The organism is Micromonospora sp. WMMA1923 (assembly GCF_049179195.1).
Lineage (GTDB): Bacteria > Actinomycetota > Actinomycetes > Mycobacteriales > Micromonosporaceae > Micromonospora > Micromonospora yangpuensis.
Map to the genome: position 1 here is coordinate 4606740 of NZ_JBMHLZ010000001.1, position 12372 is coordinate 4619111.

Annotated in this window: 9 protein-coding genes; 7 read left to right on the plus strand and 2 right to left on the minus strand. The window is 70.5% G+C overall.

The genetic code is table 11. The annotated features are described in order from the left end of the window. Positions 1-9: 9 nt before the first annotated feature. On the minus strand, positions 10-1566 hold the full coding sequence (locus tag ACN28G_RS20800) for a sensor histidine kinase (RefSeq protein WP_091443204.1): 1557 nt from the start codon (positions 1564-1566) through the stop codon (positions 10-12). Beyond that, positions 1563-2264 (minus strand): response regulator transcription factor, encoded by a 702-nt coding sequence (locus ACN28G_RS20805; protein WP_091447252.1) that lies wholly within the window; start codon positions 2262-2264, stop codon positions 1563-1565. The genes ACN28G_RS20800 and ACN28G_RS20805 overlap by 4 nt, the downstream gene beginning before the upstream one ends. A 171-nt stretch (positions 2265-2435) precedes the next feature. Between ACN28G_RS20805 and ACN28G_RS20810 the strand changes: the two genes are divergently transcribed. The 7 genes from ACN28G_RS20810 (at position 2436) to ACN28G_RS20840 (ending at position 12273) form a co-directional block, all read left to right on the plus strand. Then, positions 2436-3131: a hypothetical protein gene (locus tag ACN28G_RS20810; protein ID WP_421480161.1), complete on the plus strand. Its 696-nt coding sequence runs from the start codon at positions 2436-2438 to the stop codon at positions 3129-3131. Positions 3132-3291: 160 nt separating this feature from the next. Then, a complete protein-coding gene (locus ACN28G_RS20815) occupies positions 3292-4227 on the plus strand; it encodes an ABC transporter ATP-binding protein (RefSeq protein ID WP_091443209.1) in 936 nt (311 codons plus the stop codon). Continuing rightward, complete coding sequence (locus ACN28G_RS20820; protein ID WP_091443212.1) at positions 4224-5048, plus strand: ABC transporter permease; 825 nt, start codon at positions 4224-4226, stop codon at positions 5046-5048. Before ACN28G_RS20815 ends, ACN28G_RS20820 begins: the two co-directional genes overlap by 4 nt. A 264-nt stretch (positions 5049-5312) precedes the next feature. Beyond that, complete coding sequence (locus ACN28G_RS20825; RefSeq protein WP_091443215.1) at positions 5313-9101, plus strand: multifunctional oxoglutarate decarboxylase/oxoglutarate dehydrogenase thiamine pyrophosphate-binding subunit/dihydrolipoyllysine-residue succinyltransferase subunit; 3789 nt, start codon at positions 5313-5315, stop codon at positions 9099-9101. 74 nt (positions 9102-9175) lie between these two features. Next, a complete protein-coding gene (locus ACN28G_RS20830; RefSeq protein WP_091443218.1) occupies positions 9176-9355 on the plus strand; it encodes a DUF6104 family protein in 180 nt (59 codons plus the stop codon). A 35-nt stretch (positions 9356-9390) separates the two neighbouring features. Beyond that, positions 9391-10824 (plus strand): hypothetical protein, encoded by a 1434-nt coding sequence (locus ACN28G_RS20835; protein ID WP_421480162.1) that lies wholly within the window; start codon positions 9391-9393, stop codon positions 10822-10824. 126 nt (positions 10825-10950) lie between these two features. Beyond that, positions 10951-12273, plus strand: coding sequence for a hypothetical protein (locus ACN28G_RS20840; RefSeq protein WP_421480163.1), 1323 nt, complete (start codon positions 10951-10953; stop codon positions 12271-12273). The last annotated feature ends 99 nt before the right edge of the window (positions 12274-12372 follow it).

Here is a 12372-nt window from a genome sequence, read left to right on the forward strand (position 1 = left end):
GGCTGAAAGTCACTCCTGATCACCATCCGTGGTCGGCGCGAGCGGGAACGTGACCCGGAAGGTGGCACCACCGCCGGGGGTGTTCCCCACCGCCACCGTGCCGTGGTGGGCCGCGACCAACGCCGCCACGATGGCCAGTCCCAGCCCGGTACCGGTGACCCCGCCGGCCCGTCGGGTCCGCGCGGCGTCGGCCCGGTAGAAGCGTTCGAATACCCGTTCGGCCTGTTCGGCGGAGAGCCCCGGCCCGGTGTCGGCGACCTCCACCACGGCCAGGTTCCCCGGCTCGGCGCGCAGCCGCAGGGTCACCCGGGCCTCGGCCGGGGTGTGGGTGAGCGCGTTGGTCATCAGGTTGCCGATGATCTGCCGCAGCCGGGCGTCGTCGCCGAGCACCACCAGCGGGCCGGAGCCGGCGGCGATCTCCAGCTCGATCCGCCGCTCCGGGGCGATCGCCCGGGCGGCCTGGACCGCGTCACCGGCCAGCACCGGCAACTCCACAGGCGCCAGCACCAGCGGACGTTCCCGGTCCAGCCGGGCCAGCAGCAGCAGGTCCTCCACCAGCAGCCCCATCCGGGCCGCCTCGTCCTCGATCCGGCGCAGCAGGCCGGCGGTCTGCTCCGGCTCCCGGGCCGCGCCCTGCCGGAACAGCTCGGCGAAGCCCCGGATGGTGGTCAGCGGGGTCCGCAGCTCGTGCGAGGCGTCCGCGACGAACTGCCGCATCCGCTCCTCCGACCGGCGGGCCCGGGCCTCGGAGGCCTGCGCGGCCAGCGCGGCGTCGCGGGCACCGGCCTCGGCGGAACGGGCGGCGTACTCCGAGGCGGCCCGGGCGGTGAAGGCCACCTCGATCTGGTTCAGCATCGCGTTCAACGCCCGGGACAACCGGCCCAGCTCGCTGGTGGCGTAGAGCTGCCCCTCCTCCGGGTCGGGCACCCGGCGGCTGAGGTCGCCGCCGGCGATGGCGGCGGCGGTGCGTTCGATCTCCACAAGCGGCTTGAGGCTGGTCCGGACGATGGCCGCGCCGATCGAGGCGAGCAGCACCAACACCGCCCCACCGACCAGCAGATCGATCCAGACCAGCCGGGTGACGGCCCGGTCCACGTCGGTGAGGTGCTGGGCGGTGGCGGCGACCCGACCGTCGGGCAGGTCGACGAGGGTCACCCGCCACCGGCTGTGGCCGTCCCGGGCCCGTACCGTGAAGGGCTTACCGGCCGGCTTGTTGAAGCCGGTGGCCTCGGCCGGCCACGGCGGCAGGTCGTTCTGTTCGAGATTGGGGTTGTAGTACCACGGCTCGACGACACCCTGGCCGTAGATCAGTACCAGGTACTCGCTGGGCAGCGTGAACTGCGCCGACATCCCGGGCCGGAGCCGGTTGGTGACGTCCGAGAGCGTCGAGTTGAACGCCTTGAGATCGTTGTCCACCTGGTTTTCCAGGTAGTTGCGCAGGAAGACCGTCGTGGAGATGCTGATCACCAGCAGTGCGGCGGCGACCAGGGCGAGGACCGAGGCGACGAGCTTGACCCGCAGCGGTACCGCCCGGATTCGCCCCTTCGCCTGGCCGACGGCGTTCACGCCGCCGGCTTGCGCAGCACGTAACCGACCCCCCGCAGCGTATGGATCAGCCGGGGCTGGGTGTTGTCGACCTTGCGTCGCAGGTACGAGATGTACGACTCGACGATGTTGTCGTCGCCCCGGAAGTCGTAGTTCCAGACGTGGTCGAGGATCTGCGCCTTGGAGAGCACCCGGTTGGCGTTGAGCATCAGGTACCGCAGCAGCTTGAACTCGGTGGGCGAGAGCTGCACCCGCTGACCGGCCCGGTGCACCTCGTGGGTCTCCTCGTCCAGCTCCAGGTCGGCGAAGGTGAGCCGGGAGGGGGCGTGCTCGCCGGTGGTGGTCCGCCGCAGCACCGCCCGGATCCGGGCGGTCAGCTCCTCCAGGCTGAACGGCTTGGTGACGTAGTCGTCGCCGCCCAGGGTGAGACCCCGGATCTTGTCGTCGGTGGCGTCCCGGGCGGTCAGGAAGACCACCGGGGTACGCGTGCCACCCTCGCGCAGCATCCGGATGACCTCGAAGCCGTCCAGGTCGGGGAGCATGACGTCGAGCACCACCAGGTCGGGCCGGTGGTCCTTGGCGGCGTTCAGGGCCGCGCTGCCGCTGGTCGCGGTGGCCACGTCGAAGCCCGCGAACCGTAGGCTCGCGGAGAGCAGTTCGAGGATGTTCGGGTCGTCCTCGACGACGAGCAGTCGCGCCTCGGTCTGGGTAGCGGCCATGCCGACCATCATGCGCGCCCCGGCTGCGGCATCACTGGGCACTCGCTGAAAAGACCCTGAGAGCCCACCCACCCCCGGCCGTCGGCTCCGCCGATTCCCTGATCTAGTGGTCCGGTCAAGCCTGGATGCCACCGCATCCGGGAAACAGTGGGACTGCCGGCGGAGGTTGCGATGATCATCGAGGGGCGGTACGCCGGCCCGCCGGGTTCGGGTAACGGTGGTTGGAGTGCCGGAGTCTTCGCGGCGGCAGTGGGCGGCGGGCCGGCCGGGTCGCCGGGCTCCGGTGCCGGGCCGGTCGAGGTGACGCTGCGCCGGCCGCCACCGCTGGACACCCCGCTGAGCGCCGTCGACCAGCCGGGCCGGACCGAGATCCACGACCCGGCCGGGCAGGTGGTCGCCGAGGTGCGGCAGACCGACGACTTCCCGCCGGTGGTGCCGCCGGTGGACCTGGCGACCGCCCGAGCCGCCGCGACGGCGTACCCGGGTCTGGTGGACCATCCCTTTCCCGGCTGTTACGTCTGCGGCCCGGCGCACCCGGACGGGCTGCGGATCTTTCCCGGCCGGTTGCCGGACGGGCGGACGGCCGCGCCGTGGCGGGTGCCACCCGGGGTGAGGACCGCCACCGGCTGGGCCGCGCTGGACTGCCCCGGCGGCTGGGCGGTGATCAGTGTCGGTCGGCCCTGGGTGCTCGGCCGGATCGCCGTGCGGCTGACCGCGCTGCCCCGTCCGGGCGACGAGTGCGTGGTGACCGGCCTGGCCACTTCCTGCGAGGGGCGCAAGGCCCTGGTGCACTCCAGCCTGTACGGTCCCAGCGGAGTCCTGCTCGGCCACGCCAGAGCCACCTGGATCGCGCTACCGACCGGTTGAACCCGTCCCGGGGACCTCCTTCCTGGGGAGGACCGGGGCCGCTCCCCTCCTGCCCGAGGCGGAGATGGATCTACGGACCGCGCCTGATTGATTCGGTGTCCCGCACGGGTCAGGCTGAACGCTGGCGCTCTGCCGGGGCGCCCAGCAGGAGAGGAGAGAGATGTCTGACGGGCAGCGAAGCCCCACCGGAACTGGCCAGATCGTGGTCGCCGGCCTGACGAAGCAGTACAAGAACGTACGGGCGGTAAACGATCTGTCGTTCACGGTCGAGCCGGGGCGGGTGACCGGCTTCCTCGGCCCGAACGGTGCCGGCAAGACCACCACGCTGCGGATGCTGCTGAACCTGGTCACCCCCACCTCGGGCTCGGCGACCATCGGCGGCCGGCGCTACGCCGACCTGACCGACCCGCTGCGGCACGTCGGGGCGGTGCTGGAGGCCTCCAGCGCGCACAAGGGCCGGACCGGGCTCAACCACCTGCGGGTGATCGCGGCGGCGGCCGGCCTGCCGAAGCAGCGCGCCGACGAGGTGCTCGCCATGGTGGGGCTGACCCCGGCGGCGAAGCGCAAGTTCAAGGGCTACTCGCTGGGCATGAAGCAGCGGCTGGGCATCGCCGCGGCGATGCTGGGCGACCCGCGGGTGCTGGTGCTCGACGAGCCGGCCAACGGGCTGGACCCGGAGGGCATCCGGTGGATGCGGGGCTTCCTCAAGACCCTCGCCACCGAGGGACGCACCGTGCTGGTCTCCAGCCACCTGCTCTCGGAGATGCAGCTGCTCGCCGACGACGTGGTGATCATCGCGGCCGGCCAGCTGGTCCGGCAGGGTCCGGTCGACCAGGTGCTCGGGTCGATGGCCCAGACCGCCCGGATCCGGGTCCGCACCCCGCAGGCGGCCGAACTGACCAAGGCGCTGCGTGAGCAGGCCGCCACGGTCGAGACCGACGAGCAGGGCACCCTGCTGGTCGCCGGGGTGGACGCCCCGACGGTCGGCCGGGCCGCCCTCGGCGTCCAGGCGGAACTGCACGAACTCACCACGGAACGGCCCGACCTGGAGCGGGTCTTCCTGGAGCTGACGGCCGGAAAGGCGGGCATCCGATGAACCTCGTCCGATCCGAGCTGCTCAAGATCCGTACCACCGCGGCCTGGCTGTGGATGGCGCTGGGCGCCCTGGCGATGACGGCGCTGGCCTTCGCGGTCAACGCCTGGCTGGCGCACACCACCCTGACCGGGGACACCGACATGCTGGGGCTGCCTCCGGAGGAGGCGGCGGCCCAGCAGGACGTGGTGGGCCAGGCGGCGAACATCTACACCTCCGGTCAGTACTTCGGTCTGCTCTTCGTGATGCTGATCGGCGTGCTGATGGTCACCAACGAGTTCTTCCACCAGACGGCCACCACCACGTTCCTGTCCACCCCGAGGCGGACCAACGTCATCCTCAGCAAGCTGGTGGCGGCGAGCCTGATCGGCTTCGGCTTCTGGCTGGTCACCACGGTGCTCGACCTGGTCGCCGGCGCGGTGTTCCTGAGCGCCAACGACTTCGGCACCCAGCTCGGCGAGTGGGACGTGCAGCGGGCCCTGCTGCTCAACCTGCTGGCCTACGCGATCTGGACGATCCTCGGTATCGGGGTCGGCACGCTGATCACCAACCAGATCGGCGCGGTCGTCACCTCGGCCGTGGTCTACCTGATCGGTACCCAGGTGGCCGGCCTGTTCTTCTTCCTGCTCTCCAGCTGGCTGGAGAGCGAGGCGGTGTTGAAGTGGCAGGTGGTGCTGCCGTCGGTGGCGTCCCAGGTCATGGTCAACAGCATCGAGTCGCCGATGCTGCCGGTCTGGTGGGTGGGCGCCCTGGTGCTGGTCGGGTACGCGGTGGTCACCGGACTGGTCGGCATCCTGATCACCCGCAAGCGCGACATCTCCTGATTCGCAGCTGTTCTACCGGTACGTTCCACGCGCCGGTCGGGGCCCGCACCGGGTCCCGACCGGCGCGTTGCTTATCAGCAGTCGACCGAACACGCAGCGTTTGGTGAACTTCTGGCATCTTCTGTGAAACCGGCCACGGGTCGGAGGCAGAAATGCCTGCGGGTCCCGTACGGCGTAGCCTGGGACCGTCGCGTGCCCCCCAATTCGGGCGGCGATGGACACCGCGTGACACCAGAACCCGCGTGAAAGAGGCGATTACCGGCCGTGTCGACCCAGCAGACCTCGCAGGAGAACCCACTGGCGGGTTTCGGCCCTAACGAGTGGATCGTCGAGGAGATGTACCAGCGCTACCTCGCCGATCCCAGCAGCGTCGACCCGGCCTGGCACGACTTCTTCGCCGACTACCGGCCCACCCCCGGTGGCGGCGACCAGAAGAAGCCGGCCGGGCCAACGCCGCCGTCGGGTCAGCAGAAGCCGACCGACCAGCAGAAGGCGGCCGACAAGCAGAAGTCGGCCGACAAGCAGCCGCAGAGCGCGCCGAAGCCGGCGCCGTCGGCCTCGAAGACCGAACCGGCCACCGCGAAGACCGAACAGCCGGCCGCGAAGCCCGAGCGGGGTGCGACGAAGGCCACCCCGGCCCGGTCCGCGTCCGCGAACCAGGCCCCCGCCAAGGCGGCCCCGGCCAAGTCGTCGACCGGTGGCCCGCAGACCACCCCGTTGCGCGGGATCGCCGCGAAGATCGTCCAGAACATGGACGCCTCGCTGAGCGTGCCGACCGCGACCAGCGTGCGCGCCGTCCCGGCCAAGCTGCTGGTGGACAACCGCATCGTGATCAACAACCACCTCGCCCGGGGGCGCGGTGGCAAGGTCAGCTTCACCCACCTGATCGGGTACGCGATGGTCCGGGCGCTGGTCGAGCACCCGGAGATGAACAACTCCTTCGCCGAGGTCGACGGCAAGCCGGTGCTGGTCCGCCCGGCGCACGTCAACCTGGGCATCGCGATCGACCTGGCCAAGCCCGACGGCAGCCGCAACCTGGTGGTGCCCTCCATCAAGGGCTGCGAGCAGATGGACTTCCGGCAGTTCTGGCAGGCCTACGAGGATGTCGTCCGGCGGGCCCGCAAGAACGAGCTGACCATGGAGGACCACTCCGGCACCACCATCTCGCTGACCAACCCGGGCGGCATCGGCACGGTGCACTCGATGCCCCGGCTGATGACCGGGCAGAGCGCGATCATCGGCGTGGGCGCGATGGAGTACCCGGCGCCGTACCAGGGGATGAGCGAGGCCACCCTGGCCGAGCTGGCGGTCAGCAAGATCATCACGCTGACCAGCACCTACGACCACCGGATCGTCCAGGGCGCGCAGTCCGGCGAGTTCCTCAAGGTCATGCACGAGCTGATCCTGGGCGAGCACGGCTTCTACGACCAGATCTTCACCTCGTTGCGCATCCCGTACGAGCCGGTGCGCTGGATGCGGGACGTGGCGGTCAACTCCGAGGGTCAGATCAACAAGACCGCCCGGGTGCACGAGCTGATCCACGCCTACCGGGTGCGCGGGCACCTGATGGCCGACACCGACCCGCTGGAATTCAAGATCCGCAAGCACCCGGACCTGGACGTCCTCCAGCACGGGCTGACCCTGTGGGACCTGGACCGCGAGTTCCCGGTCAACGGCTTCGCCGGTCGGCAGCGGATGAAGCTACGCGACATCCTGGGCGTGCTGCGCGACTCGTACTGCCGCCGGATCGGCATCGAGTACATGCACATCCAGGACCCGGAGGAGCGGCGCTGGATCCAGGAGCGGATCGAGCGCAAGTACGAGAAGCCCGCCGCGGACGAGCAGAAGCACGTGCTCAACCGGCTCAACGCGGCCGAGGCGTTCGAGACCTTCCTGCAGACCAAGTACGTCGGACAGAAGCGGTTCTCGCTGGAGGGCGGCGAGTCGCTGATCCCGCTGCTCGGTGAGGTGCTGGAGTCCTCCGCCGAGGCCGGGCTGGACGAGGTCGTCATCGGCATGGCCCACCGGGGCCGGCTCAACGTGCTGGCCAACGTCGTCGGCAAGCCGTACGAGAAGATCTTCTCGGAGTTCGAGGGGCACCTAGACCCGCGGTCCACCCAGGGCTCCGGCGACGTGAAGTACCACCTGGGCCAGAACGGCAAGTTCAGCACCCCCGACGGCGAGCACCAGGTCAAGGTCTCGGTGGTGGCGAACCCGTCGCACCTGGAGGCGGTGGACCCGGTCCTGGAGGGCATCGTCCGGGCCAAGCAGGACCGGATCGACCTCAAGCTGGAGGGCTACACCGTGCTGCCGCTGGCGGTGCACGGTGACGCCGCCTTCGCCGGCCAGGGTGTGGTGGCCGAGACGCTCAACCTCTCCCAGCTGCGCGGCTACCGGACCGGCGGCACGGTGCACGTGGTGGTCAACAACCAGGTCGGTTTCACCACCGCCCCGGAGTACAGCCGGTCCAGCCTCTACAGCACCGACGTGGCCCGGATGATCCAGGCGCCGATCTTCCACGTCAACGGCGACGACCCGGAGGCCGTGGTCCGGGTGGCCCGGCTGGCCTTCGAGTACCGCCAGTGCTTCAACAAGGACGTCGTGATCGACCTGGTCTGTTACCGGCGGCGCGGGCACAACGAGGGTGACGACCCCTCGATGTCCAACCCCCAGATGTACAAGATCATCGACTCGAAGCGTTCGGTCCGCAAGCTCTACACCGAGGAGCTGATCGGCCGGGGCGACATCACCGTGGAGGACGCCGAGGAGCTGCTCCGGGACTACCAGTCCCAACTGGAGCGGGTCTTCAAGGCCACCCGGGACGCCGCCTCCGCCCCCCGGCAGCCGGCCCGCACCCGGCCGGACGTCGAGCCGGAGCCGCAGGTGGCGACCGCCACCGACGCGGCGGTGGTCAAGGCCATCGGCGAGGCGCACGTCAACCTGCCGGAGGGCTTCACCCCGCACAAGCGGATCCAGCAGCTGCTCGACCGGCGGGCGAAGATGTCCGTCGAGGGCAACATCGACTGGGGGTACGGCGAGATCATCGCCTTCGGCGCGCTGCTGCACGACGGGGTCACCGTCCGGCTCGCCGGGCAGGACTCCCGCCGGGGCACCTTCGTCCAGCGGCACGCCTCCGTGGTCGACGCCAAGACCGGCGACGACCACCTGCCGCTGAGTTCGCTGACCGCCGACGGTGAGCGGTCCCGGTTCTTCGTGCACGACTCGCTGCTCAGCGAGTACGCCGCGATGGGCTTCGAGTACGGCTACTCGGTGGAGAACATCGACGCCCTGGTCTGCTGGGAGGCCCAGTTCGGCGACTTCGTCAACGGCGCCCAGTCGGTGATCGACGAGTTCATCTCCTCCGGCGAGGTGAAGTGGGGCCAGCGCTCGGCGGTGACCCTGCTGCTGCCGCACGGCCACGAGGGACAGGGACCGGACCACACCTCCGGCCGGCCGGAGCGGTTCCTGCAGATGTGCGCCGAGGACAACATGCGGGTGGCCGTCCCGACCACCCCGGCGAACTACTTCCACCTGCTGCGCCGCCAGGCCCTGTCGCCCAAGCGCAAGCCGTTGGTGGTCTTCACGCCGAAGTCGCTGCTGCGGCACAAGCTCTGCGTCTCCCCGGTCGAGGACTTCACCAGCGGCACCTTCGCCCCGGTGTTGACCGACCCCACCGGGCCGCCGGCCGACCAGGTCAAGCGGGTGCTGCTCTGCTCCGGCAAGGTCTACTACGACCTGTTCCAGGCCCGGCAGGATCGCGGCGTCACGGACACCGCGATCGTCCGGATCGAGCAGCTCTACCCGCTGCCGGTGGAGGAGATCCGGGCGGCCCTCGGCGCGTACCCGAACGCCGAGGACTTCGCCTGGGTGCAGGAGGAGCCGGCCAACCAGGGCGCCTGGTCGTTCGTCGCGCTCAACCTGCTGGAGCACCTCAGCGAGGTACGGCTGCGCCGCATCTCGCGCCCGGCCGCCGCCGCCCCGGCGGTCGGCTCCGCCAAGATGCACGAGGCGGAGCAGGTGGCTCTGCTCGACGCCGCCCTGCCCCGCCCCTGACCCGGAGCACGACGCCCGCTGGGGCGGGCCGCCGATCCGGTGGCCCGCCCCAGCGGCCTGTCCGAGGAGAACCGATGTACTTCACCGACCGTGGCATCGAGGAGCTGGTCCAGCGCCGGGGCGACGAGGAGGTCGCCCTGGAGTGGCTCGGCGAGCGGCTGCGTGACTTCGTCGACCTCAACCCGGAGTTCGAGACCCCGATCGAGCGCTTCGCCACCTGGCTGGCCCGCCTCGACGACCCCGACGACGACTAGCCTGTGACCGAGCCCCGTCGCCGGTGGGAGGATCGATGCCGCTGAGCCCCCGTGAGATCCCCTTCCAGCAGCAGCGGCTGGAGGCGATGCAGGAGAGCTTCGACCAGTTCGCCCGCGGCGAGGACCTGTCCGAGCTGTTCGCGATGCTGATCGAGCCGGCGGAGCTGCGGGACCGGTCCCGCGACGCGCTGCGGATGTACCGGTTCGCGGCGGAGCTGAGGTTCCGCTCCATCGTTGCGCCTCCGGTGCTGTTCTCCGAGGAGTCACTGGCCTTCGACATCTGCCAACGCGAGCACACCACGATCCTCGACCACCTCCGTACCGCCCTGGAGATGGCGTACGACCGGGCCCGGCGGACGGAGTCCTTCGACCCCTGGCGGCTGGCGATCCTGCGGGACGCCGGCGAGGCGCTGCGCCACCTCGACCAGCAGACGGTGGAGCTGGAGCAGTCCCGGTCCGCCTTCGCCAGACGCACCGTCGAGGAGCACCTGAGTGGGATCGGCCGGGCCAACCAGTCAGACCGGTTCCGCGAGACCGGCGGTGCCTGCCTGCTGGTCCTCAGCAGGTACGTCCGGAATCCGGAAGCGGTCAGACCGGTGCCGAGGATACCGGCGGAGCGGCACCTCGTGACGGGCCAGCGCGCGGCCATGGCCAAGACGTACGGTGAGGCGTTCTGCGACGAGATCGCGAACATCGTCCTCTGCGCGGCGCACCGGGAACTCTACGACCCCCACCGCCGCATCGGTGACCAGATCGCCCTGCGGGCGACCATGGTGCAGTGGCAGGGCCGGCCGGAGACCCGACGGGGCCACGCCTACGTCTCGTTCGGTCTGCCGTACCACCCCGGATCGGTGGCTGTCGACGGGTGGACGGCGGAGCCGACGGTGACCAGCACGCTCAACCACTCCGTCGAGCAGTCGCACGCGTTCCGGTTTAAGGACCTGGCTCCGGCCGACGGCCGGGACTACGAGCGGGAGGCCCGCGACAGTTACCTCAACCATGCCTGGTTGGCCGCACACCCGAAGCCGGACCTGCCACGGGCCGCCTCGGTCGCCGAGACGGCCGTGCTCGCCAGTCCCGCCGTCCGGGACGTCTACCAGGTCAGACACGCGTACCACGATCGACGCGACGACCCGCGGGCCGGGCGGGCGCTGACGATCGAGGCACTTCTCACCCCGGGCCGGGACCAACTGCGCGGCGAGCCCGTGGTCCCGCCTCCGCCCACCGCCACTGCGGCGGGCGGCTCTCCGGTGCCCGGCTTCCTGGACGTTCCGGTCCCCCTACCCCCGACGCCGAAGGACACGAATCAGGGCCTGGCCCAGGTGCTGGCCTACCTCGACCGCCGGGTCCGGCCAGCGGCGCCCGCCGAGGCCACCCTTTCGCCGCCCGACGACTTCGCCCTCTCCGCCGACGTACTCGCCCGCCTGCGCCGGCACACCTCGGCACCCCGGCCCGCTCCACGACGGTGAGACGGATCACCAGGTGTCCGGGCCGGGGACCTGCCGTCTGCTGAACCGCACCGGCGGTGAAGCCGTCAACCCTCCCAGGTGCCGCGAAAGCGTCACCGTCCAATCGCCGACACCGGGAGCAGCGACATGCCGCAGGACACCATTCGGCCGGACCAGATCGCCCACCACCAGCAGGTGCTCGACGAGGCCCGGGACTCCCTGCACCAGATCCTGTTCGACCGGAAGGTCTCCGCGCTGGTGGCGGAACAGGTAGACGATCCGGCCCACCTGGACGAGTTCACCCGGAGCCTGGACGACTACCGGTGCCTGGTCGAGATGTGGGAACGCCCGTCGCGGCAACGGTTCACCCCACATGATCCCGGGTCGATCCGGCTCGAACGGATCAAGCGGAGCTACCAGCAGACCTTCGACACCGTAGGGACCTCCGTCGAGGCCGCCCACCAGCGGGCGACAGCCGGCGACGGCGGTGGGGAACTCCCGCTCCTCGCCGAGGTGCGCGACCGGCTCCGGTCGATCCGGGAACAGGAGGGCACCCTCCAGCAGGCCCGGATCGCCGCCGGCACCGTCATCGCCCACTGGATACGCGACCGTGTCCACCTGACCAACCAGGTGGACCACTTCAGCGAGACCGAGGGACGCAGTGGGGTCACGCTCCGGTTCTACGTACGGGACCAGCTGGCCCAGCTTGCCGCGCCGGACCAGGAGATCAGATACGGCCAGTGGGCGTACCTGTCGCGGTACTGCCGGGAGGCCAACTGCAATGAGGTGGTGGCCCTGGGCCTCACCATGGCCCATCGAATCCTGTACGACCAGGAGCGCCGAATCGGTGACCTGCTGACCCAGAAAATCCTGGACGTCCTCGATCCCGTGCACCGCACCGGCCGCCGCCAACACGGGGTGCTGTTCCTCGGCGATCCGGACCGTCCCGAGTCGGTGGCCGTTGAGGCGTGGACGAGGACTCCCACGGTGACCGGCGCGTTCAACTACTCCTGGGAGCAGGTGCACGCCGCCGCCTCCACGTACCAACGTACGGCGCTCGGGCGTGACCTGCTGACCGAGGCCGAGCAGTATCTCGACCACGAGTGGCTGCGGCGGAATGCGCCCCCCGCCGACCTGCGTAACCCGCTGGCGAACCGCCAGGACGCCCGGCACTACGTGGGGGCCGCCGACGTCTACGCCGTCGATCACGCCTACTACGACCGGCGGGACGACCCGCGTTTCGGTATCGCCCTGTCCCCGGGGGCCCTGCTCATGTCACTGAATCGGGACCCGCGGTTCTCGTTCGTCCCACCGGTCCCGGCACTGGCGGCGGGTCACCCGCCACCGACCGTGGCTCAGGTGGCCGGGTCCGCCCTGTCCTGGCAACCGGCGCCCACTCCGAGCGGTACCGCCGCCCCGGCCGGCCACCGCGGCACCCCGTCTCCCCCGGCTGCCCCGCAGCGCAGGTGAACACGCCGCACTGAACCGAACCGGACAATCAACCGTCATCACCGTGACAGTCATTCGTGCGAGCGGCTCGAACGCCGCGGAGAACGGGTTGTCGCACGA